Below are 19,694 nucleotides of genomic sequence, written 5' to 3'. Positions count from 1 at the left end.
GTAACTGAGCGCTGGCGGACGGGGATGTCGGTGGTGTCGGGCACCATGGCGGGGTGCCGAGGAAACTCACGGCCGACCAGGCGCGCCGTGTCGCCGTCGCCGCGCAGGGTCGGGCCGAACCGCGCCCGCGGGGCTCGGTCACCCGCGCGCACCTGCGAAGGCTGATCTCCCGGATCCAGGTGTTGCAGTTGGATTCGGTGTCGGTGTCGGTGCGCGCCCACTATGCGCCGGTGTTCAGCCGGCTCGGGCCCTACGACCGCGACGTGCTCGACAGGGCGGCGTGGAGCCATTCGGCGCGGTCACCGCGGATGCTGGTCGAGTATTGGGCGCACGAGGCGGCGCTGATGGCGGTCGACGACTGGCCGCTGCTGCGGTGGCGGATGCGCGAGTACACCCACGGCCGGTGGGGCAAGGAGATCGTCAAGAAGAACGCCAAGCTGGCCGACGAGGTGGTCCGCGCGGTCACCGAGCTGGGCCCGTCGACCGCGGGGCAGATAGAAGCGCATCTGGGTGCGGAGCAACGGGGCCGCAAAGGTCCGTGGTGGGACCGCAGCGACACGAAGTGGGTGACCGAGGCGTTGTTCGCGTCGGGAGTGCTGACGACCGCGACGCGGGTCGGGTTCGCGCGGCACTACGACCTGTCCGAGCGGGTGCTGCCGCCGGAGGTGCTCGCGCGCGAGGTCGACGAGGCGGACGCAGTGAGGGAGCTGGTGCTGAGGGCCTCCGGCGCGCTGGGCGTGGGAACCGAACAGGACATCCGGGACTACTTCCGGTTGTCGCCGGCGCAGGTGAAACCGGCCATCGCGAAGTTGGTCGCGGACGGCGAGCTGGAACCGGTTCAGGTCGACGGCTGGAAGGGGCCGGCGTACCTGCGCGCGGGACAGACCATTCCGCGCAGCGACCGCGGAACGGCGCTGCTATGCCCGTTCGACCCGCTGATCTTCTTTCGGCCACGCGTCGAGCGCCTGTTCGGCGGATTCAAGTACCGGATCGAGATCTACACACCGGCGCCCAAGCGCCAGTACGGGTATTACGTGTGGCCGTTTCTGCTCGACGGTGAACTGGTTGGTCGGGTGGACTTGAAGGCTGATCGGGCCGGCGACGCGCTGCATGTTGTTGGCGCGTTCGTGGAAGAGGGCGCGGAGCGGTCGCGAGTCGCCCCGGCGTTGGCCGACGAACTGCGGACCATGGCGGCGTGGCTCGGCTTGGCCGACGTCACGGTCGGCGCAAACGGCGACTTGGTCGACGACTTGCGCCGATTTCAGCAGCCGAAGGATTTTGTGTCCGGTGCAGTCACCTGATGGTGGTAGGTTGTCCAGCAAACAATCAGTGCTTCTCGTTAGCCAACTTGTGTGCATGGAATGAGTGACGAACTGAAAGTCGATGTGCCAGCTCTGGATAAGACAGCGCGGCACATTGATATGACCGCCGACGAGTTGCGTGCTCGCCATAATTCCGCGCATTTGCGGATATCTGCAGCTCAGCGTGGCTGGATCGGCGGGAGCGCGGTCGCACTGGCGGCGAAGGCGGCGCAATGGGAAGAAGAAAGCGCTCGTCACTACACTGATCTGGTTGAACGCGGCCACGATTTTCGTTCAGCTGCAGCCAGCTACCTCGAAACTGACTCAGAATCAGCCTCTGCGATTGACGAAGCCGACCCCAGTCTGCGCGACCTAGGACTGTGAGCTAACGCGTGTCCATTTCGCTCGCGGACATACAGTTTTGGGAACCTGACGAGATCCATGAGGTCTCGCAGGCCGCGGCTGCTCGGGCTCGGACCAGTCGCGAGAAGGCTGACGAGCTTCGTAACCTGCCGGCGTTCACTCAGTGGAGCGGGGATGCCGCAGAAGCCGCTCGAGAAGCGATCAGCGAGAGCCGCAATAGCCTCGAGATCTCCGCGCGAGAGGCGTTTCTCGTCGCCGTTGGCGCCGCACGTGCGTACGACGATGCAAAGGCTGTAAAGAGTGAAGTCAGAGAGCTTCTTGCATATGCCGCCGAGTCGCCGGCAATCGAGATAGTGACCAACACCAACACCGTTCTTCCACCCGATACCGTCGGATGGTCCACGGAGGAGGTCGTCAAGGCGAATGCGAAGGTGGCCGACCTCCGGAATCGCATCGCTGCTGTGTTGATGCATGCTGAGTCGACAGACGACGAACTTGCGCGGGTTCTGTCATCGGCGACTGGTGATCGATTTCCGAGCATCGGCGCGGAGAACGTCACTCCTGAACGAGAGCTCAACCGCCGCAATGCGTTCCGCGAGGTCTACGGTCGCGACCCCGCCTCGCCCAATGACTGGCGTATGGCGGCTGCGCTCGACCCCGGGTCATATCAGCCGAGGAATCTCGGTGTCGACGCGGAAGTGGTGGCAGGGTCTTTCACGCCGCAACCGGGTCGGGGACTTGTCCGGACCAACCTCTTCATCCCGGCTGAGAAGGTCCAGAATGTCGCCATGGACGGGACTGACATCGCCAACGGTCGGTTATTCCCAGACAATTTGGGCGACAACCGTGGACCGGATCCGAATGCCGACATTGAAGCGTCGCGCGTGACGATCCTGCTCGATTACGAGAACGGCGTTGTCGTCGCACGACAAAATCCAACCGTCGCAGTCGACGGAGAGCGAGGCGGCGCGCTTGCAGCCGTTCCCCAGGTCAATGTTCTCGAAGCGCCCGATGGTCGGATCACTATTGACTACAACGCCCACGATTCATACGAGAACCCCGCGGCCAAGGCGGCTGGCGTGACGGTGAACGGTCGCGTGACCTTCGCTCCCGCGGAGAATGGTGCGGTAAGTCTCGGAGGCAACACGACCATTTACCCGAGCATGGAGACCTACCAGTACCGCGATTACGCCGAGCCCGTAGAACTCCAATGGGATCCAGCCAACTCGGGTAGCGAACTAGGCCCGGCGACCAGCCTCAGCCGCCACCACTGGGTTGGCGATGCGACCATCCCCTTCGTTGAACCCGACATCCCAAGTTGGAAGTGGGAACTGGAAAACCTCACACCCTGGGGTGGAGATCCCTTCAGTGCCCACGCGACCGAGTTGCAGGATCCGACCGCCGGTCGACTGCCAACAGTCGCCAAAGGAAGATAGGTCCGTGGTCGCCACAACCGGACGTTCGCCGTCCCTTCGGGAGATCGGAGTATCCATCGCTCTCGTGGCAGCAGCAGCGTGCCTCGTAGCCGGTCTTCTGACGGCAGGGCGATTCGTTGTCAACGGGGCCGCCTCAGGAGGGGAGTACGTCCTCGGGTTCGTGTTCGGGCTGAGCCTCTACGGCCCGGCGTTGATATGGGCTGCGTGGCCAGTCGCGGTGCCGGCGATCGCTGTGGTCGGTGTTGCGCTGGCGTTCGCCGGGCGTAGAAGTCGCTTCGTGCACTCGCGCTTGACTCATAATCGCGGAGTTCGTATCGCGAAGACAATCTTGTTCGTGTACGCCGCTGTGCTGGTCGTCAGCTGGCTCGTCTGGCTCTTAGGGGCCCGCTGACTTGCGCCGAGTGTTGGATTGATGCACGCGGCGCGCAATATCGCGTGACACAACCCCACAGTCGGCCAAGAAGGGCGTCTAGACGCAGTCGGCGCAGATCGTGCGATCGCCGGACTGCAGCGCCAGCCGGCTGTGGTGCTGCACCAGGAAGCAGCTCGAGCAGGTGAACTCGTCGGCCTGCTTCGGGATCACCCGGACCGTCAGCTCCTCGCCGGACAAGTCCACGTCGGGCAGGATGATCGGGTCGACCCCGTCACCGTCGTCGACGTCGAGAACTGCGACGTCAGCCTGGCCGCGCCGGGCGGCGATCGCCTCGAGTGACTCATCGACCGTTTCGTCGGCTTCCTTCACACGGGGTGCGTCGTAATCGGTGGCCATTGGTCACACTCCCTCTCTAGATCGGCGTCTGGGTAACACCGATTGAGAACGGATTTGTTCCCGTCACGCACGGGGTCGAAACCTGGATTCTTCGCTCGGTTCGCCGCCGAATGTGCGATCTGATCCGCCGCGACCGGCGAGTCGCGGATGAAACCGCACAGCCGGCGCACACCCGGCGGCCGGCTCGGCGCGGCCCACGCGCTCACCGGCATCACCGACGGTCCGCGTTAGGGTGAGCCGTGGCCGAGACCTCGCCGCTGCGCGTCCAATTGATCGCCAAAACGGAGTTCATCACCCCGCCGGATGTGCCGTGGGAAACCGATGCCGACGGCGGGCCCGCGCTCGTCGAATTCGCCGGCCGCGCGTGCTATCAGAGCTGGTCGAAGCCGAATCCGCGCACCGCCACCAACGCCGCCTACATCCGCCACATCATCGACGTCGGGCATTTCTCGGTGCTCGAGCACGCGTCGGTCTCCTTCTACATCACCGGTATCTCCCGCTCATGCACACACGAGCTGATCCGTCACCGCCACTTCTCCTACTCCCAGCTCTCGCAGCGGTACGTTCCCGAACACGACGCGCAGGTGGTGGTGCCGCCCGGCATCGCGGACGATCCCGAGTTGATCGAGCTGTTCACCGCCGCCGCCGACGCCAGCCGCGCTGCCTACGCCGAGCTGCTCGAACGCCTGGAGGCCAAATTCCGAGGCGACGAGCCCGGGGAGAAACTCGGTGTTCTGCGAGGTAAGCAGGCGCGACAGGCCGCGCGTGCGGTGCTGCCCAACGCCACCGAAACCCGCATCGTCGTGACCGGCAACTACCGCGCCTGGCGGCATTTCATCGCGATGCGGGCCAGCGAGCACGCCGACGTCGAGATTCGTCGGCTGGCCATCGAGTGCCTTCGCCAACTGGCCCACGTCGCACCCCAGGTGTTCAGCGACTTCGAGATCTCCACGCTGTCCGACGGCACGGAGGTCGCCACATCCCCACTGGCCACGGAAGCGTGACCATCAACGAGTAATCTGAGCCGCGTGAGCACCAGCGGAATCGATGTGAGGGCCCGGTTGGGCACCGTGCTGACCGCGATGGTGACTCCGTTCAAGCCGGACGGCACGCTCGACACCGACACCGCCGCCCGGTTGGCGACCCGACTCGTCGACTCCGGCTGCGACGGCCTCGTGCTGTCCGGGACCACCGGTGAGTCGCCGACGACGACCGATGCCGAGAAGATCGCGCTGCTGCGTGCGGTGCTCGACGCCGTGGGCGATCGGGCGCGCATCATCGCCGGTGCGGGCACCTACGACACGGCGCACAGCGTGCACCTGGCGAGGGCGTGCGCGGCCGAGGGCGCACATGGACTGCTGGTGGTGACGCCGTACTACTCGCGCCCGCCCCAGGCCGGGCTGCTGGCGCACTTCACCGCGGTGGCCGACTCGACGCCTCTTCCGGTGGTGCTCTACGACATTCCGCCGAGGTCGGTGGTGCCGATCCAGTGGGAGACGCTGCGCATCCTTGCCGAGCACCCCAACATCGTCGCCGTGAAGGACGCCAAGGGCGATCTGCACGGCGGCGGGCAGATCATCGCCGAGACGGGGCTGGCGTACTACTCGGGGGACGACGCTCTCAACCTGCCCTGGCTGGCCATGGGAGCCGTCGGGTTCGTCAGTGTGTGGGGCCACCTGGCGGCCAGCCAGTTGCGAGAAATGTTGTCGGCCTTCCAATCCGGCGATATCGCGACGGCCCGCAAGATCAACGCCACGCTGGGCCCGCTCGTCGACGCGCAGGCCCAACTCGGCGGGGTGACACTGTCGAAGGCCGGTCTGCGGCTGCAGGGTTTCGAGGCCGGTGACCCGAGGCTGCCGCAAGTGCCTGCCACGCCCGCACAACTCGACGCGTTGGCCGCAGACATGCGCGCGGCCGCGGTGCTGCGGTAGTGAACGAAGAACTCAACCCACCGGGGCCGCTGGCCCCAGGCGGACTTCGGGTCACTGCGCTCGGCGGGATCAGCGAAATCGGCCGCAACATGACCGTTTTCGAGCATCTGGGCCGACTGCTGATCGTCGACTGTGGAGTCTTGTTCCCCACGCACGACGAGCCCGGCGTCGACCTGATCCTGCCCGACCTGCGCCTCATCGAGAATCGGCTCGACGAGGTCGAGGCGCTGGTGCTCACCCACGCGCACGAGGACCACATCGGCGCGATTCCGTTCCTGCTCAAGCTCCGTCGCGACATCCCGGTCGTCGGCTCGAAGTTCACGCTCGCACTGGTGGCCGAGAAGTGCCGCGAGCACCGGATCAAGCCGGTCTTCGTCGAAGTCGACGAGGGCCAGAGCTCGCGACACGGCGTGTTCGAATGCGAGTACTTCGCGGTCAACCACTCCATTCCGGGATGCCTGGCCATCGCGATCCACACCGGCGCGGGCACTGTGCTGCACACCGGTGACATCAAGCTCGACCAGTCTCCGCCCGACGGAAAACCGACCGACCTGCCCGGTATGTCGCGGCTCGGCGATGCCGGGGTGGACCTGTTCCTGTGTGATTCGACCAACGCCGAGATTCCCGGTGTGGGGCCGTCGGAAAGCGAGATCGGTCCGAACATGCACCGACTGATCCGCAGCGCCCAGGGCCGCGTCATCGTGGCCTGCTTCGCCTCCAACGTCGGTCGCGTACAGCAGATCATCGACGCGTCGGTGGCGCTGGGCCGCAAAGTGGCGTTCGTCGGCCGGTCGATGGTCCGCAACATGGGCATCGCCAAGGAACTCGGATATCTCACGCTGGAAAACGATGACGACATCATCGACATCGGCGCCGCGGAGATGATGGCACCTGAGCGCGTCGTGCTCGTCACCACCGGAACGCAGGGCGAGCCGATGGCGGCGCTGTCGCGGATGTCGCGCGGTGAGCACCGCAGCATCACGTTGACCGCAGGTGATCTCATCATCATGTCCTCGTCGCAGATACCCGGGAACGAGGAAGCGATCTTCGGGGTGCTGGACGCGCTGGCGAAGATCGGCGCGCGTGTCGTCACCAACGCGCAAGTGCGCGTGCATGTTACCGGGCACGCCTACGCCGGTGAGCTGTTGTTCCTCTACAACGGTGTGCGGCCTCGCAACGTGATGCCCGTGCACGGCACCTGGCGGATGTTGCGGGCCAACGCCGGTCTGGCCGCCCGCACGGGGGTACCCGAGGAGAACATCGTGCTGGCCGAAAACGGCGTGAGCGTCGACCTGGTGGCCGGTCGGGCTTCGATCGCGGGCGCGGTGCCGACGGGGAAGATGTTCGTTGACGGGCTGGTCACCGGAGACGTCGGGGATGCCGTGGTCGGTCAGCGGCTCACGCTCTCTTCCGGGTTCATCGGCATCACGGTCGTCGTCCAGCGTGGCACCGGTAAGCCGGCGGCTGCGCCACACCTGCACTCGCGTGGCTTCTCCGAGGACCCGAAGGCCCTCGAGCCCGCCACCCGCAAGGTCGAAGAGGCACTCGAAGCGCTTGTGGCCGAACGGGTCACCGACATCAACCGCATCGCGCAGGCGTCGCGGCGCGCCGTCGGCAAATGGGTGGGGGAGGTCTACCGCCGCCAGCCGATGATCGTGCCGACGGTCATCGAGATCTGACTCAGCCCCTCCAGCATCCGCAGGGACCAATTGTGCGGCTGCCCGCCTATGAGCGAATTATTCGCTACCGACGAATAATTCGCTCGTAGCTGGGCAGTAAAAGAGGCATCACCGACAGGTAGAGCAGGCGGCTGCGACCGACCGCTGGAAGCTCAGCGCTTGTTGACCGATCCGGCGTCGACGGGCAGCGCCACCCCGGTGACGTAGCGCGCGGCGTCAGAGACCAACCACGCCACCGCGTTCGCGATGTCTTCGGGTTGCAGCACCTGGACGGGAAGCGCGTTGCCCATGTCCTGCGGTGACTTCTCCGCGATGCTGCCCAGCCACTCCCGTGTCGCTTCGTTGTTGATCATCGGGGTGTCCACGCCGGCGGGATGTACCGAGTTGACCCGGATGCTGTGCGGTGCAAGCAGGTTGGCGTAGAGCCGCATCAACCCGACGATGCCGTGTTTGGCGGCGACGTAGCCGATCGCGCCGGGATCGTCGCTGCCCATTCCGACCAGGCCGACGACCGAACTGGTGAGCACGATCGACCCGCCCTCGCCGTGAGCGATCAGTGCCCCCTTGGCCACCTCCACGGTGTGATGTACGCCGGTCAGGTTCACGTCGATCACGTCGCGCCACCCGTCGGCGCCCGACTGCATCGGCGCGATTCCGGCGTTGGCCACCACGATGTCGAGGCGGCCGAATTCGTCGACGCCGGCCTGCAGCGCTGAGGCCAACGCATCTTGGTCGCGAACATCGGCTTGGCGCGCCACTATTCGCGCGCCCGCGTCCTCGACGAGCTTCACGGTCGCGGCCAGATCATCGGCCGTCGCCAACGGATAGGGCACCGACGCGATCTGGTCGCACAGGTCGACGGCGATGATGTCGGCGCCGTCGGAGGCCAACTTCACCGCCTCCGCGCGGCCCTGGCCCCGCGCCGCGCCCGTGATGAACGCGACTTTGCCTGCGAGCGGAGCCATCAGGACCGCAGCGCGCCTTTGCTCGGATCTCCCGCGACGACCGGCTGCAACATCTTGATGTCCGGCGCGCCGTCGAGGTGCTCGCCCACCGCACCGAACAGCTCACCGATGGCCGGGGCGGTGCTGTGCGTCTTCAAGGCATCCTCGTCGGCCCACTGCTCGACGAACACGAAGGTGCCGTTCGCCTCGTGCAGCGCGTAGAGCTCGCAGCCGGGCTCCTGGTGCACCGCTTCGATGGCCTTCTTGCAGGCGTTCCGCACGGTGTCAACGGATTCGGGTTTGGCGGTCATGGTGGCGACGACAACGACAGGCATCTGCGGCGTGACTCCTCGGTGAGTGCTGCTGGACGAGTGCACAGCCTACTCACCCACACCCGCGACGCTCAGACCACGTCGATCCAGATCGTGAAGGCCAGGGTGAGCACCGCGACAAGGACGAGCCCGACGGTGTCCCCGGCCCCGATGCGCGGGGCTTCGGTGCGGTGGATGCGCAACTCGCGCGCCAGCAGGAACAACGGAAACGTCACGCTGATCGCGATGAAGAACGAGGCGACGATGTAGACCCAGACGAACTTGATGCCGTGTTTGCGGGCCTCGTAGACCATGAAGATCACCGCGGCGAGCAGGAACAGGGCGATGTCCGCGGTGATGGACCGGGCCGCCGCGTTGACCTTGGTGTCCTCCCAGAACGCGAGGAAGAAGCCGGCCCCGCGGTCGAGGTAGGCCAGGTTCTGGCTCCAGGTCGCGATCAGCGCGACGACCGCGATGGCGCCATAGGCGGCACAGAGCACTTTGGTGGTGGTCGGCAAGCCCGCCGACCTGTCGATATCGGTCATTTCCGCACGATAAGTCGCGAAAGCGCGTCAATCGATACGGATCTGTTACCCGTGTGGCAGATGGTGATTCTGGGGCTGGAGCGACTAGGCTTACAGGCATGCCTAGTAAGACCGCCGCGCGCTCTGGAAGTCGTTCGACCAGGTCAAAGCCGGCTGCGCGATCGGGCGGCCGGGCAGCGCCGCGACGTAAGCCGGCACCGCGCCGGGCCTCATCGTCGCGCCGGACGTCGTCACCCATCTCCTCGGCGGGTGCCTCGGTGGGTCGCGGCGTGCGGGCCGGTTGGCTGATGTTGGCCAAGGGCGCGGGCACCACGGCGCGTTCGGTGGGTCGGGCCCGCGATCTCGAACCCGGCCATCGCCGCGACGGCATCGCGTTGGCCCTTCTCGGCTTGGCGGTGATCCTCGCGGCGAGTTCATGGTTCGGCGCCGCCGGCCCGGTGGGCGATTGGCTCGACACCTTCTGGCGGACGTTGATCGGCGCCGCCGTCGTACTTGTCCCGATCGCGCTGGCCGCCGTCGGTGTGACCCTGATGCGCACCGAACCTGATCCGGACGCGAGGCCCAGGCTGATCCTGGGTTCGTCGATGATCGCGCTGCCCGCACTCGGGTTGTGGCATCTGTGGGCCGGATCGCCGCAGGACCCGGCGGCGCGTCAACATGCGTCGGGCTTCTTCGGATTCGCAATAGGCGGTCCGCTCTCCGACGGGCTGACGGCGTGGATCGCCGCGCCGCTGTTGTTCATCGGTGTGTTGTTCGGCGTATTGCTGGTGACCGGTACGACGATTCGCGAAGTGCCCTCGACCGTGCGCGCCATGTTCTCCGCCCGCGGCTACGACGAGTACGACTACGACGATTACGACGACGAGGACACCGCCGTCATCTCCGAGTCCGACGATTTCTCCGACGGTTACTACGACGATCCGGGCTCCTATGGCGACGACGCCGAGCAGGCCTGGCCGACCGGTACTCCGATGGACAACTATCCGCTGTCCGACGAAGCGCCGACAATCCCCGAACCGACCGCCAAGACGCGCAAGAAGAAGGCCAAGCAGTCGACGATGACGTTGGACCGTGTGGTCGACGGACCGTATGCGCTGCCGTCACTCGAGCTGCTGATCGCCGGCGATCCGCCGAAACGGCGCAGCGCGGGCAACGACCGGATGATCGAGGCGATCACCGAGGTGCTCGACCAGTTCAAGGTCAACGCATCGGTCACCGGTTGCACCCGCGGCCCGACCGTCACCCGTTACGAGGTCGAACTCGGACCGGGTGTCAAGGTCGAGAAGATCACTGCGCTGCAACGCAATATCGCCTACGCGGTGGCGACCGAAAGCGTGCGGATGCTGGCTCCGATCCCGGGCAAGTCCGCGGTCGGCATCGAGGTCCCCAACGTGGACCGCGAAATGGTGCGTCTGGCCGATGTGCTGACCGACCCGGCCACCCGCGGTGATCACCACCCGCTGGTCATCGGTCTGGGTAAAGACATTGAGGGCGAGTACATCTCGGCAAACCTCGCCAAGATGCCGCATCTGCTGGTCGCCGGCTCGACCGGATCGGGCAAGTCGAGCTTCGTGAACTCGATGCTGGTGTCACTGTTGGTGCGCGCCACGCCGGAAGAGGTCAGGATGATCCTGATCGACCCGAAGATGGTGGAACTGACGCCCTACGAGGGTATTCCGCACCTCATCACGCCGATCATCACCCAGCCGAAGAAGGCCGCCGCCGCATTGGCGTGGCTGGTGGAGGAGATGGAGCAGCGCTATCAGGACATGCAGGCCTCGCGCGTGCGCCACATCGACGACTTCAACAAGAAGGTGCGCTCCGGCGAGATCACCACACCGTTGGGCAGCCAGCGCGAGTACAAGCCCTACCCGTACATCGTCGCGATCGTCGACGAGTTGGCCGACCTCATGATGACCGCACCGCGCGATGTCGAGGATGCGATCGTGCGCATCACCCAGAAGGCCCGCGCCGCAGGCATTCACCTGGTGCTGGCCACGCAGCGACCATCGGTGGACGTCGTCACCGGCCTGATCAAGACGAACGTGCCGTCACGGTTGGCGTTCGCGACGTCGTCGTTGACCGACAGCCGCGTCATCCTCGACCAGCAGGGCGCCGAAAAGCTGATCGGCATGGGCGACGGACTGTTCCTGCCGATGGGGGCCAACAAGCCGATCCGGCTGCAGGGCGCGTTCATCACCGACGACGAGATCCACGCCGTCGTGGAAGCGACCAAGTCGCAGGCCGAACCGGAGTACACCGAGGGCGTCACCAACGCCAAGACCAACAGCGAACGCACCGACGTCGACCCCGACATCGGCGACGACATGGACGTCTTCCTGCAGGCGGTCGAGCTGGTGGTGTCGAGCCAGTTCGGGTCGACGTCGATGTTGCAGCGCAAACTGCGCGTCGGATTCGCCAAGGCCGGCCGGTTGATGGATTTGATGGAGACCCGCAACATCGTCGGGCCCAGCGAGGGCTCCAAGGCTCGCGAGGTGCTCGTCAAACCCGACGAACTGGCGGCGACGCTGGCCTCGATCCGCGGTTCGGACACCGGCAGCGACGACGACGAGTGACGGGTGCACGGTCAGGAGCGCTGAGCGCAACAAGGCGTGCACAAAACGCTACAAGGTCAACAGCATTCGGGTGTTACCGAGGATGTTCGGCTTGACGTAGGACAGGTCGAGAAACTCGGCGACACCGGTGTCGTACGAGCGGCACATCTCCTCGTAGACCTCGGCGGTGACGGGTGTGCCGTCGATCTCCCGAAATCCGTGCCTGCTGAAGAACTCGACTTCGAAGGTGAGCACGAAGATCCGTTCGAGGCGCAACTCGCGGGCGACGTCGAGCAGTTTGTCGACGATCGCATGCCCGACGCCCTGACCCCTGACCTTGGGATGCACGGCGACGGTACGCACCTCGCCGAGGTCGGACCACAACACGTGTAGTGCGCCGCAGCCGAGCAGTTCGCCGTCGATTTCGGCGACCCAGAACTCCTGTACGGCCTCATAGAGCGTCACCAGATTCTTCTCCAGCAGGATCTTGCCGGAGTAGATGTCGACCAAGGTCTTGATGGCGGGGACATCCGAGGTTCGCGCACGCCGCACGACGACCTCGCCGGTTTCTGCGCTCACAGGTGGAGAGTATCGGTTCGAGCAACCGATATTCTGTTGCGGTGTCGGGCCAACCCCATACTGATCCGCTGGTTCCGCGCGCCCGCATAGCGAACATCGCGAATGTGCTCACGGGCGTGCGGATGGCGTTGGTTCCGGTTTTCCTGGTGGTGCTGTTCGTCGGCGACGGACATGAAACATTCTGGCGGATAGCCGCATTCGTGGTGTTCACCGTCGCCGTGATCACCGACCGGTTCGACGGGGCGCTGGCGCGCAACTACGGCATGGTGACGGAGTTCGGCACGCTGGCCGACCCCATCGCCGACAAGGCGCTCATCGGCGCGGCGCTGATCGGGCTTTCGCTACTGGGCGACCTGCCGTGGTGGATCACGGTGGTGATCCTCACCCGGGAGATCGGCATCACGGCGCTGCGGTTCGCGGTGTTGCGTCACGGCGTGATCCCTGCCAGCCGCGGCGGCAAGCTCAAGACGCTCGTACAAGGGGTGGCGATCGGGCTGTTCGTGCTGCCGCTGTCCGGTGCGTGGCTGGCCGCCGCGTGGGTGGTCATGTGGGCGGCGGTCATCCTGACGGTCGTCACGGGCGTCGACTACGTCGTGACGGCGATCAAGGATTCGCGTGGACGACCCGCTGGTCAGTGACGACGCACGCGCCCTGGTCGCCGACCTCACGGTGCGCGGGCAGACCGTCGCGACCGCCGAATCATTGACGGCGGGCCTGCTGGCGGCAACGCTGGCGGGTGTGCCGGGTGCGAGCGCGGTGTTACGCGGCGGCCTGGTCACCTATGTAGAGGACACCAAGATCTTGCTGGCCGGGGTGACACGCGAGGTGCTCGACGAGGTAGGGCCCGTGGCGGCGCCGACGGCGCGTGCCCTCGCCGTCGGCGCCCGACAGCGCTGCGAGGCGACGTGGGGTGTGGGTCTGACCGGTGTCGCCGGTCCCGAACCGCACGGTGGCCACCCCGTCGGAACGGTATTTCTCGGCATCGCCGGACCGGTCGAGACCGACGTCGTCGAGTTGCGCCTGGACGGATCGCGGTGGGAGATCCGCCTCGCGGCGGTCCGGGAGGCCGTCGTCCGCCTGCGGTCGGTCCTCGTTCGACAGTGATCTGCGTTATTCGGGAACCAACCGGCCCGCCTTCAGCGTTGCCCTTCTAGATCCCAGACACCAACTCCGAAGGGAGAAGCACGATGACGGCATTGCTGCGCGAGGTGATCGGCGACGTGCTGCGTCGTGCCCGCGTCGATCAGGGACGCACCCTGCGCGAAGTGTCGGATACCGCCCGGGTCAGTTTGGGCTACCTCTCGGAGGTCGAACGCGGCCGCAAGGAAGCCTCGAGCGAATTGCTCAGCGCCATCTGCGGAGCCCTGGACGTCCCGCTCTCCCGCGTGCTCTTCGACGCCGGTCAGGAGATGGAGCGTGAGGAGAGCGCCGCCTTCGCCGGTGCCGCCAACATCGACGCCACCACCAAGGTGGTCATTCCCCAGGTTGTGTCGATGGCGGTCGCCTGACGCGCCGAGCAGACTGTGGCGATGCGCGCCGACCCGATAGATTGGGCAGCACGGGAAGCCGGGCCGGCGAGTCCGACACAACGACACGAAGGCGGAGTGAACTGACATGGCCAATCCGTTCGTCAAGGCGTGGAAGTACCTCATGGCGCTGTTCAGCTCCAAGGTGGACGAATACGCCGACCCGAAAGTGCAGATTCAGCAGGCCATCGAGGAAGCCCAGCGCCAGCATCAGGCCCTGACCCAGCAGGCCGCCCAGGTGATCGGCAACCAGCGCCAGCTGGAGATGCGTCTGAACCGCCAGCTCGCCGACATCGAGAAGCTGCAGGTCAACGTGCGACAGGCATTGACGCTGGCCGATCAGGCCGTCGCCAACGGTGACGCCGCCAAGGCCACCGAGTACAACAACGCCGCCGAAGCGTTCGCCGCGCAGCTGGTGACCGCAGAGCAGAGCGTCGAGGATCTCAAGACCCTGCACGATCAGGCGCTCAATGCGGCCGGCCAGGCCAAGAAGGCCGTCGAGCAGAACGCGATGATGCTGCAGCAGAAGATCGCGGAGCGCACGAAGCTGTTGTCCCAGCTCGAACAGGCCAAGATGCAGGAGCAGGTCAGCTCGTCGTTGCGCTCGATGAGCGAGTTGGCCGCCCCGGGCACCACGCCCAGCCTCGATGAGGTGCGTCAGAAGATCGAGCGCCGGTACGCCAACGCCATGGGCGAGGCCGAGCTGGCGCAGAACTCGGTGCAGGGCCGGATGCTGGAGGTCCAGCAGGCGAGCGTGCAGATGGCCGGGCACTCCCGGCTGGAGCAGATTCGCGCCTCGATGCGCGGTGAGCAGTTGCCCGCGGGCGGTAACGCCGCCCCGCAGCCCGCGACCCCGGCGACCAATCCGCAGCAGGCGACACCGGAAAACCCGCTGTCTCAATAGTTCGTGAGGACACCAGTGAGTTCGCAGAGCCGTCGACCCGAGCCGTGGCGTTCGATGGTGCAGCGGGGTGTCCAGAATGGCATCGACACGGCCGCCGAGTGGTCCGATGTGCTGGCCGACAAGCTGAACGCCGCCGCCGACCCCCGCGCAAAGCTGCTCCGTAAGCGGCGCTGGGCGCTGCGGCTCACGGTGTTCTTCACGATCTCCTGCGTGTTCTGGATCGGTGTGACCGGCGTGGTGGCAGCGTGGGACGTCCCCGCATGGGCGCTGCTCATTCCGTCTCCGATCGCCGTGGGCGCGGCTTTCCTGGCCACGCTGACGTTCCTGCGCTACCGGTGGCTGCGACGCGAGCCGCTGCCCCCTCCGCGGTCCCGTGCCACCCGCAGGCTCCCTCCGTGGGGTTCGGCCGCACGCCAACCGATGGCGGCGTTGGCCGCCTCCGAGCGCGGATTCTTCTCGCTGCTCGGGGTCCTGGAGCGGGGGCGGATGCTGCCGCCGGATGAACTTCGCGAGCTGAGCGCCGCGGCGAACCAGACCGCGACGACCATGGGCGCCACCGCGAACGAAGTGATGTCGATGGAGCGCGCGATCCGCGCGACCCCGCAGTCGCGCGCCCACCTGGCACCCACCATTGCGGCGTTCACGGCGCAACTCGATCATGGGGCGCGGCAGTACAGCGAAATGGTCAACGCCGCAGCGCAACTCGTGTCGGCGGCGAATGCCGGACCGACGTCCACCTCACCGATGTGGCAACAGCGCTACCGCGACGAGTTGTCCAACGCCACCGACCGGCTCATCGGCTGGGCCGAGGCGTTCAACGAACTCGGCCACGTCCGCGGCGCCTGACTACATCGTCGGCCGCAGCGACGGGACCACCGTCGCGACCAGACCGCGCACCGTTGCCTTGAGGAAGTCCAAGGTGTCGAAGTAGTCGCGCCACAACGTGATTCGCCCGGCGTGCACCTCGAACGTCCCGCACACCCAGAACTGCAGGCGCAGGGGTCCGAACACCAGCGCATCGGTGCGTTCGGTGAGCACGGAGCTGCCGTCGGCGGCGATGCGGTGGACTTTCACCTCGAAGCCGAATCGTCCCTGACCGCGGCGCATGAGCCCGATGATGCGTTGGCGGCCGCGGATCGTGGGATAGCCGACGTTGTGCCATTCGGCGTGATCGGCGAGCAGGCCGTCGGCGGTGTCGAAGTCCTCGTCCTGTAAGGCGTAGAGGAAGGTCTCCACCGCCCGGATGTTGTCGACGTCGGTTTTCAGTTCAGAAGCCTGGTCGGTCATGGGCGCAAGCGTAGTGCCGCAGCGCTGTGGCACGGTAGCCCAATGCGCGTCGCAGTTGTTGCCGGCCCCGATCCGGGGCATGCCTTCCCGGCGATCGCACTGTGTCTTCGTTTTCTGGCCAACGGGGATTCGCCGACGTTGCTGACCGGGACCCGATGGCTCGACACGGCACGTGGAGAGGGCATCGAGGCCTGCGAACTGGACGGTCTGAATCCCACGGCCGCCGACGACGACGCCGACGCGGGCGCCAAGATCCACCAACGGGCGGCCCGGATGGCGGTGCTCAACAGGGATCGGATCGCCGCACTCGAACCTGATCTGGTGGTCTCCGATTCGATCACCGCGTGCGGCGGGCTGGCCGCCGACCTGCTGGGCGTGCCCTGGGTCGAGCTGAACACCCACCCGCTGTACCGGCCGTCGAAGGGCCTGCCCCCGATCGGCAGCGGGCTGGCGGCCGGAACGGGTGTGCGGGGGCGGCTGCGCGACGCGGCGCTGCGCGCACTCAGTGCGCGGTCGTGGCGCGCCGGGCTCCGGCAGCGATCCGCGGCCCGCGTCGGGATCGGCCTGCCCGCCGAGGATCCGGGACCGCTGCGACGTCTCATCGCGACCCTGCCCGCCCTGGAGGTGCCGCGACCGGACTGGCCGGCCGAGGCCGTCGTCGTCGGCCCTTTGCACTACGAGCCGACGACTGCGGTGCTGACGCTGCCCGCCGGTGACGGCCCGGTCGTGGCGGTTGCCCCGTCGACGGCGACAACGGGTGCGGGTGGACTCACCGACCTGGCGCTGGACGTGTTGGTGCCCGGCGACGTCCTGCCCGCCGGTGCGCGGGTGGTGGTGTCGCGGCTCGAAGGGCCCGATCGCGAGGTGCCGCCGTGGGCCGTGGTCGGGCTCGGCCGTCAGGACGAGCTGCTGGCCGAGGCGGACGTGCTGATCTGCGGCGGTGGACACGGGACAGTCGCCAAGGCGCTGCTGGCCGGTGTGCCGATGGTGATCGTGCCGGGCGGCGGGGACCAATGGGAGATCGCCAATCGTGTTGTGCGCCAGGGGAGTGCACAGTTGGTGCGTCCTCTCACTCGGGATGGGTTGGCGCAGGCGGTGCGCGAGGTGTTGAGCACTCCTGGCTACCGTGAGGCCGCGCGGCGGGCCGGGGCGACGGTCGCCGACGTCGATGATCCGGTACGGGTGTGCCATGAAGCGCTGAGGGCCACAGCGTAGTTTGGGCTCGTGCGCTTGACGGAATTTCATCAGCTCGTCGAGGAACAGTTCGGCCCCGTGCGCGGCTCGTCCCTGCTCGTCGACCACGTCCTGAGCGGGTTGGATGGGCGCACCGCCGAGCAGGCCATCGAGGACGGCGTCGAACCGCGCGACGTGTGGCGCGCACTGTGCTCGGACTTCGACGTCCCGCGCGATCAGTGGTGAAGGGCCGGCGTTTGTCCTCGGCGCGACCGGCGCCCGCCGTGTGTGACGGGCCCACCCGGTCGTCGTCGCCGTCGCCGGCATTTGCGACGCAGGTTGTTGTTCGGCCGGAGATGCCGTAGTTCCGCCCGGAGTCTCACTCGGCGTCCGGTCCCTGGGTTGTGCATCCGCGACGGGTTTCACCGCGGAGGCGGTTCGTTCGCCATCGTTCGGGCGTGTCCCTATCCAAGGCGCCTCTTGAGCCGAAGCCGCGTCTCGGACTCTTGCGAGATAGCCGAAATGGGCCATCCGTGGAAGATGGCCGCGCCGAGCGATGCGCGCACCGTGTGGCCACTCGTACCTTTCTGAGCACGCGGGAATACCCCGCTCACGTACTACGAAAGGAAAACCATGAAAATCCGTGTGTTTGGGGCAAGGACGATCGCTGGAGTCGCTGTGGCAGGTGCGCTGGCCGGCATCGGCGCCGAGGTGGCGGAGGCTAAGCCGCGCGACGGCACATGCGCTGCGATCACCAACGCCGCCTACAACGCGTTGATGAACGCCGACCATTACGAGCGCGAAGGGGATTCGGAGAATGCCAGGTACTGGATGTCGGTGTATCGGGCGGCCCAGCAGAACATCACCAGGAGAAACTGCTGACGTCCCGTCCGGGCCGGCTGACCTAGAAGTGCGCCCACCGCACGCCTGTTCACGACCTGACTCGGGAACGCACAACAGGCGTGCGCTTGGCGCTGCGCAGTCAGCGCCGCCCCAGCACCAGCGCTGTCTCCCGGTGCAACCGGCCGAAGTTGTAGTAGGCCGCGCAGGCGCCCTCGGGGGACACCATGCACGTCCCGATCGGTGTCTCCGGCGTGCACGCGGTCCCGAAAACCTTGCACTCCCACGGTTTGATGACGCCTTTGAGTACCTCGCCGCACTGGCACGCCTTCGGGTCGGCCACGCGCACACCCGGCATGGCGAAGGTGCGTTCGGCGTCGAAGTCGGCGTAGTCGGGGTGGAGCCGCAGCGCGCTCTGCGAGATGAAACCCAGCCCCCGCCACTCGAAATGCGGTCGCAGCTCGAACGTCTGCGCCATCAGTTTGAGCGCCTGGGTGTTGCCTTCGGGACGCACCACCCGCGTGTACTGGTTCTCGACCTCGCAGCGGCCGTCGCGGATCTGCTGCAACAGCATGTGCACCGACGCGAGGATGTCGAGCGGTTCGAACCCAGCCACCACCATGGGTTTTCCGTACACGTCGGGGACGAACCGGTACGGGCGCAACCCCACCACCGTCGAGACGTGTCCGGGCCCGAGGAATCCGGACAGACGCAGGTCGGGAGACTCCAGGATCGCCTTGATCGGTGGAACGATCGTAACGTGGTTACAGAAGACGCTGAAGTTACCCACGCCCAACGCTTTTGCACGCACGAGCGTCACGGCGGTGGACGGTGCAGTGGTCTCGAAGCCCACGGCGAAGAACACGACTCGCTTGTCGGGGTTGTCGAGCGCGATCTTGAGCGCGTCCAGCGGTGAGTACACGAAGCGCACATCGGCGCCGCGGGCCTTCGCCTCGATGAGGTTGCCCCGCGATCCCGGCACTCGCATCATGTCGCCGAACGTCGTGAAGATGACGTCCGTTTGTTCGGCCAGCCACATCGCGTCGTCGACGCGTCCCATCGGGATGACGCACACTGGGCATCCGGGCCCGTGCACCAGCTCGACCGTCTCCGGCAGCAGATGCTCGATGCCGTGGCGGTAGATGGTGTGGGTGTGGCCGCCGCACACCTCCATGAACTTGAACTCGTCGTCACCGGCGAGGTCGGTGATGGATCTGACCAGCGCGCGTGCGGCGGCCGGGTCGCGGAATTCGTCGACGAATCTCATGACTTGCCTCTCAAGCGATTTCGGTCGAGTTGAACGCTTCGATCTCGGCGGCGTAGTCGGCGCCCATCTTCTGCACCTGGTCGAGAGTGAGCTTCGCCTCGCGTTCGTCGATCTTGGCCATCGCGAACCCGACGTGCACCAGGACCCAGTCACCGACCTGCAGGTTGTCGTCGGCCAGCAGTCGAACGCTGATGATTCTGCGTACGCCGTTGACGTCGACCTTGGCCAGCGACTGTTTGGCGTCGACGATGTCGACCACCTGACCGGGGATACCGAGGCACATG

Annotated in this window: 23 protein-coding genes; 15 read left to right on the top strand and 8 right to left on the bottom strand. The window is 66.4% G+C overall.

Annotated elements, in window-relative coordinates; all coding sequences use genetic code 11:
* Nucleotides 1-53: 53 nt before the first annotated feature.
* From RMCN_RS15090 to RMCN_RS15080, 3 genes are read left to right on the top strand one after another with little or no spacing between them, the layout of a single operon-like run.
* Nucleotides 54-1,301: a winged helix-turn-helix domain-containing protein gene (locus tag RMCN_RS15090; protein ID WP_067390473.1), complete on the top strand. Its 1,248-nt coding sequence runs from the start codon at nucleotides 54-56 to the stop codon at nucleotides 1,299-1,301.
* Nucleotides 1,302-1,361: 60 nt separating this feature from the next.
* Nucleotides 1,362-1,685: a WXG100 family type VII secretion target gene (locus RMCN_RS15085; protein WP_084377414.1), complete on the top strand. Its 324-nt coding sequence runs from the start codon at nucleotides 1,362-1,364 to the stop codon at nucleotides 1,683-1,685.
* Between the two features lie 8 nt (nucleotides 1,686-1,693).
* The gene (locus RMCN_RS15080) at nucleotides 1,694-3,100 is read left to right on the top strand and encodes an Rv0964c family protein (RefSeq protein WP_131808552.1); all 1,407 of its coding nucleotides are present in this window, start codon (nucleotides 1,694-1,696) and stop codon (nucleotides 3,098-3,100) included.
* Nucleotides 3,101-3,569: 469 nt separating this feature from the next.
* On the opposite strand, the gene RMCN_RS15070 is transcribed toward RMCN_RS15080, so the two are convergent.
* Nucleotides 3,570-3,869: a DUF4193 domain-containing protein gene (locus RMCN_RS15070; protein ID WP_064415003.1), complete on the bottom strand. Its 300-nt coding sequence runs from the start codon at nucleotides 3,867-3,869 to the stop codon at nucleotides 3,570-3,572.
* Nucleotides 3,870-4,108: 239 nt separating this feature from the next.
* Here RMCN_RS15070 and thyX point away from each other — a divergent pair, with 239 nt between their 5' ends.
* The 3 genes from thyX to RMCN_RS15055 all read left to right on the top strand — a co-directional run bounded on the left by thyX (nucleotide 4,109) and on the right by RMCN_RS15055 (nucleotide 7,479).
* The gene (gene thyX, locus RMCN_RS15065) at nucleotides 4,109-4,873 is read left to right on the top strand and encodes an FAD-dependent thymidylate synthase (RefSeq protein ID WP_067390464.1); all 765 of its coding nucleotides are present in this window, start codon (nucleotides 4,109-4,111) and stop codon (nucleotides 4,871-4,873) included.
* A gap of 78 nt (nucleotides 4,874-4,951) precedes the next feature.
* A complete protein-coding gene (dapA, locus tag RMCN_RS15060) occupies nucleotides 4,952-5,800 on the top strand; it encodes a 4-hydroxy-tetrahydrodipicolinate synthase (protein ID WP_234787680.1) in 849 nt (282 codons plus the stop codon).
* On the top strand, nucleotides 5,800-7,479 hold the full coding sequence (locus RMCN_RS15055; RefSeq protein ID WP_064415006.1) for a ribonuclease J: 1,680 nt from the start codon (nucleotides 5,800-5,802) through the stop codon (nucleotides 7,477-7,479). The genes dapA and RMCN_RS15055 overlap by 1 nt, the downstream gene beginning before the upstream one ends.
* A gap of 152 nt (nucleotides 7,480-7,631) precedes the next feature.
* Here the strand turns inward: RMCN_RS15055 and RMCN_RS15050 are convergent, their stop codons facing one another.
* The 3 genes from RMCN_RS15050 to RMCN_RS15040 form a co-directional block, all read right to left on the bottom strand.
* The gene (locus RMCN_RS15050; protein ID WP_067390458.1) at nucleotides 7,632-8,444 is read right to left on the bottom strand and encodes a mycofactocin-coupled SDR family oxidoreductase; all 813 of its coding nucleotides are present in this window, start codon (nucleotides 8,442-8,444) and stop codon (nucleotides 7,632-7,634) included.
* On the bottom strand, nucleotides 8,444-8,758 hold the full coding sequence (locus RMCN_RS15045) for a putative quinol monooxygenase (protein WP_064415008.1): 315 nt from the start codon (nucleotides 8,756-8,758) through the stop codon (nucleotides 8,444-8,446). The genes RMCN_RS15050 and RMCN_RS15045 overlap by 1 nt, the downstream gene beginning before the upstream one ends.
* Nucleotides 8,759-8,826: 68 nt before the next feature.
* Entirely contained in the window at nucleotides 8,827-9,279 is a 453-nt protein-coding gene (locus tag RMCN_RS15040; protein ID WP_067390455.1) for a DUF2834 domain-containing protein, read from the bottom strand.
* Between the two features lie 98 nt (nucleotides 9,280-9,377).
* Between RMCN_RS15040 and RMCN_RS15035 the strand changes: the two genes are divergently transcribed.
* The gene (locus RMCN_RS15035) at nucleotides 9,378-11,855 is read left to right on the top strand and encodes an FtsK/SpoIIIE family DNA translocase (RefSeq protein ID WP_067390452.1); all 2,478 of its coding nucleotides are present in this window, start codon (nucleotides 9,378-9,380) and stop codon (nucleotides 11,853-11,855) included.
* A 48-nt stretch (nucleotides 11,856-11,903) separates the two neighbouring features.
* Here the strand turns inward: RMCN_RS15035 and RMCN_RS15030 are convergent, their stop codons facing one another.
* Nucleotides 11,904-12,413 carry an amino-acid N-acetyltransferase gene (locus RMCN_RS15030; protein WP_234787669.1) on the bottom strand — a complete coding sequence of 170 codons (510 nt, stop codon included), beginning with the start codon at nucleotides 12,411-12,413 and terminating at the stop codon, nucleotides 11,904-11,906.
* A gap of 41 nt (nucleotides 12,414-12,454) precedes the next feature.
* Here RMCN_RS15030 and pgsA point away from each other — a divergent pair, with 41 nt between their 5' ends.
* The 5 genes from pgsA (at nucleotide 12,455) to pspM (ending at nucleotide 15,689) form a co-directional block, all read left to right on the top strand.
* Entirely contained in the window at nucleotides 12,455-13,051 is a 597-nt protein-coding gene (pgsA, locus tag RMCN_RS15025; protein ID WP_064415046.1) for a CDP-diacylglycerol--glycerol-3-phosphate 3-phosphatidyltransferase, read from the top strand.
* Entirely contained in the window at nucleotides 13,029-13,517 is a 489-nt protein-coding gene (locus tag RMCN_RS15020; RefSeq protein WP_064416798.1) for a CinA family protein, read from the top strand. The genes pgsA and RMCN_RS15020 overlap by 23 nt, the downstream gene beginning before the upstream one ends.
* 83 nt (nucleotides 13,518-13,600) lie before the next feature.
* Nucleotides 13,601-13,921: a transcriptional regulator ClgR gene (gene clgR / locus RMCN_RS15015; protein WP_064350965.1), complete on the top strand. Its 321-nt coding sequence runs from the start codon at nucleotides 13,601-13,603 to the stop codon at nucleotides 13,919-13,921.
* Nucleotides 13,922-14,027: 106 nt separating this feature from the next.
* Nucleotides 14,028-14,843, top strand: coding sequence for a phage shock protein PspA (gene pspA / locus RMCN_RS15010; RefSeq protein ID WP_064350964.1), 816 nt, complete (start codon nucleotides 14,028-14,030; stop codon nucleotides 14,841-14,843).
* A gap of 54 nt (nucleotides 14,844-14,897) precedes the next feature.
* Entirely contained in the window at nucleotides 14,898-15,689 is a 792-nt protein-coding gene (gene pspM / locus RMCN_RS15005; RefSeq protein WP_082680628.1) for a phage shock envelope stress response protein PspM, read from the top strand.
* On the opposite strand, the gene RMCN_RS15000 is transcribed toward pspM, so the two are convergent.
* Nucleotides 15,690-16,130: a limonene-1,2-epoxide hydrolase family protein gene (locus tag RMCN_RS15000; RefSeq protein WP_064415904.1), complete on the bottom strand. Its 441-nt coding sequence runs from the start codon at nucleotides 16,128-16,130 to the stop codon at nucleotides 15,690-15,692. It lies immediately after the preceding gene.
* Nucleotides 16,131-16,172: 42 nt separating this feature from the next.
* Here RMCN_RS15000 and RMCN_RS14995 point away from each other — a divergent pair, with 42 nt between their 5' ends.
* The 3 genes from RMCN_RS14995 (at nucleotide 16,173) to RMCN_RS14985 (ending at nucleotide 18,185) form a co-directional block, all read left to right on the top strand.
* Nucleotides 16,173-17,345 carry a glycosyltransferase gene (locus tag RMCN_RS14995; protein ID WP_067390449.1) on the top strand — a complete coding sequence of 391 codons (1,173 nt, stop codon included), beginning with the start codon at nucleotides 16,173-16,175 and terminating at the stop codon, nucleotides 17,343-17,345.
* Nucleotides 17,346-17,354: 9 nt separating this feature from the next.
* On the top strand, nucleotides 17,355-17,549 hold the full coding sequence (locus tag RMCN_RS14990; RefSeq protein ID WP_064350960.1) for a DUF3046 domain-containing protein: 195 nt from the start codon (nucleotides 17,355-17,357) through the stop codon (nucleotides 17,547-17,549).
* A 432-nt stretch (nucleotides 17,550-17,981) separates the two neighbouring features.
* Complete coding sequence (locus RMCN_RS14985; protein ID WP_064415902.1) at nucleotides 17,982-18,185, top strand: hypothetical protein; 204 nt, start codon at nucleotides 17,982-17,984, stop codon at nucleotides 18,183-18,185.
* 100 nt (nucleotides 18,186-18,285) lie between these two features.
* On the opposite strand, the gene hypD is transcribed toward RMCN_RS14985, so the two are convergent.
* Both hypD and RMCN_RS14975 read right to left on the bottom strand, forming a co-directional pair.
* Nucleotides 18,286-19,410, bottom strand: a complete 1,125-nt coding sequence (hypD, locus tag RMCN_RS14980; protein WP_064415901.1) for a hydrogenase formation protein HypD — start codon at nucleotides 19,408-19,410, stop codon at nucleotides 18,286-18,288.
* A gap of 10 nt (nucleotides 19,411-19,420) precedes the next feature.
* Nucleotides 19,421-19,693 (bottom strand): HypC/HybG/HupF family hydrogenase formation chaperone, encoded by a 273-nt coding sequence (locus RMCN_RS14975; RefSeq protein WP_064415900.1) that lies wholly within the window; start codon nucleotides 19,691-19,693, stop codon nucleotides 19,421-19,423.
* Between the last annotated feature and the right edge of the window lies 1 nt (nucleotide 19,694).

Source organism: Mycolicibacterium novocastrense, from assembly GCF_001570485.1.
Lineage (GTDB): Bacteria > Actinomycetota > Actinomycetes > Mycobacteriales > Mycobacteriaceae > Mycobacterium > Mycobacterium novocastrense.
Note: the sequence above shows the minus strand (reverse complement) of the source record. Positions and strands in the feature narration are given on the sequence as shown.

Bases quoted from the DNA above. Each gene is read 5' to 3' on its own strand.
- RMCN_RS15085 (WP_084377414.1), top strand. From the start codon at position 1,362: ATGAGTGACGAACTGAAAGTCGATGTGCCAGCTCTGGATAAGACAGCG.
- RMCN_RS15070 (WP_064415003.1), bottom strand. From the start codon at position 3,869: ATGGCCACCGATTACGACGCACCCCGTGTGAAGGAAGCCGACGAAACG.
- dapA (WP_234787680.1), top strand. From the start codon at position 4,952: ATGGTGACTCCGTTCAAGCCGGACGGCACGCTCGACACCGACACCGCC.
- RMCN_RS15050 (WP_067390458.1), bottom strand. From the start codon at position 8,444: ATGGCTCCGCTCGCAGGCAAAGTCGCGTTCATCACGGGCGCGGCGCGG.
- RMCN_RS15045 (WP_064415008.1), bottom strand. From the start codon at position 8,758: ATGCCTGTCGTTGTCGTCGCCACCATGACCGCCAAACCCGAATCCGTT.
- RMCN_RS15040 (WP_067390455.1), bottom strand. From the start codon at position 9,279: ATGACCGATATCGACAGGTCGGCGGGCTTGCCGACCACCACCAAAGTG.
- RMCN_RS15035 (WP_067390452.1), top strand. From the start codon at position 9,378: ATGCCTAGTAAGACCGCCGCGCGCTCTGGAAGTCGTTCGACCAGGTCA.
- clgR (WP_064350965.1), top strand. From the start codon at position 13,601: ATGACGGCATTGCTGCGCGAGGTGATCGGCGACGTGCTGCGTCGTGCC.
- pspA (WP_064350964.1), top strand. From the start codon at position 14,028: ATGGCCAATCCGTTCGTCAAGGCGTGGAAGTACCTCATGGCGCTGTTC.
- pspM (WP_082680628.1), top strand. From the start codon at position 14,898: ATGGTGCAGCGGGGTGTCCAGAATGGCATCGACACGGCCGCCGAGTGG.
- RMCN_RS15000 (WP_064415904.1), bottom strand. From the start codon at position 16,130: ATGACCGACCAGGCTTCTGAACTGAAAACCGACGTCGACAACATCCGG.
- RMCN_RS14995 (WP_067390449.1), top strand. From the start codon at position 16,173: ATGCGCGTCGCAGTTGTTGCCGGCCCCGATCCGGGGCATGCCTTCCCG.
- hypD (WP_064415901.1), bottom strand. From the start codon at position 19,410: ATGAGATTCGTCGACGAATTCCGCGACCCGGCCGCCGCACGCGCGCTG.
- RMCN_RS14975 (WP_064415900.1), bottom strand. From the start codon at position 19,693: ATGTGCCTCGGTATCCCCGGTCAGGTGGTCGACATCGTCGACGCCAAA.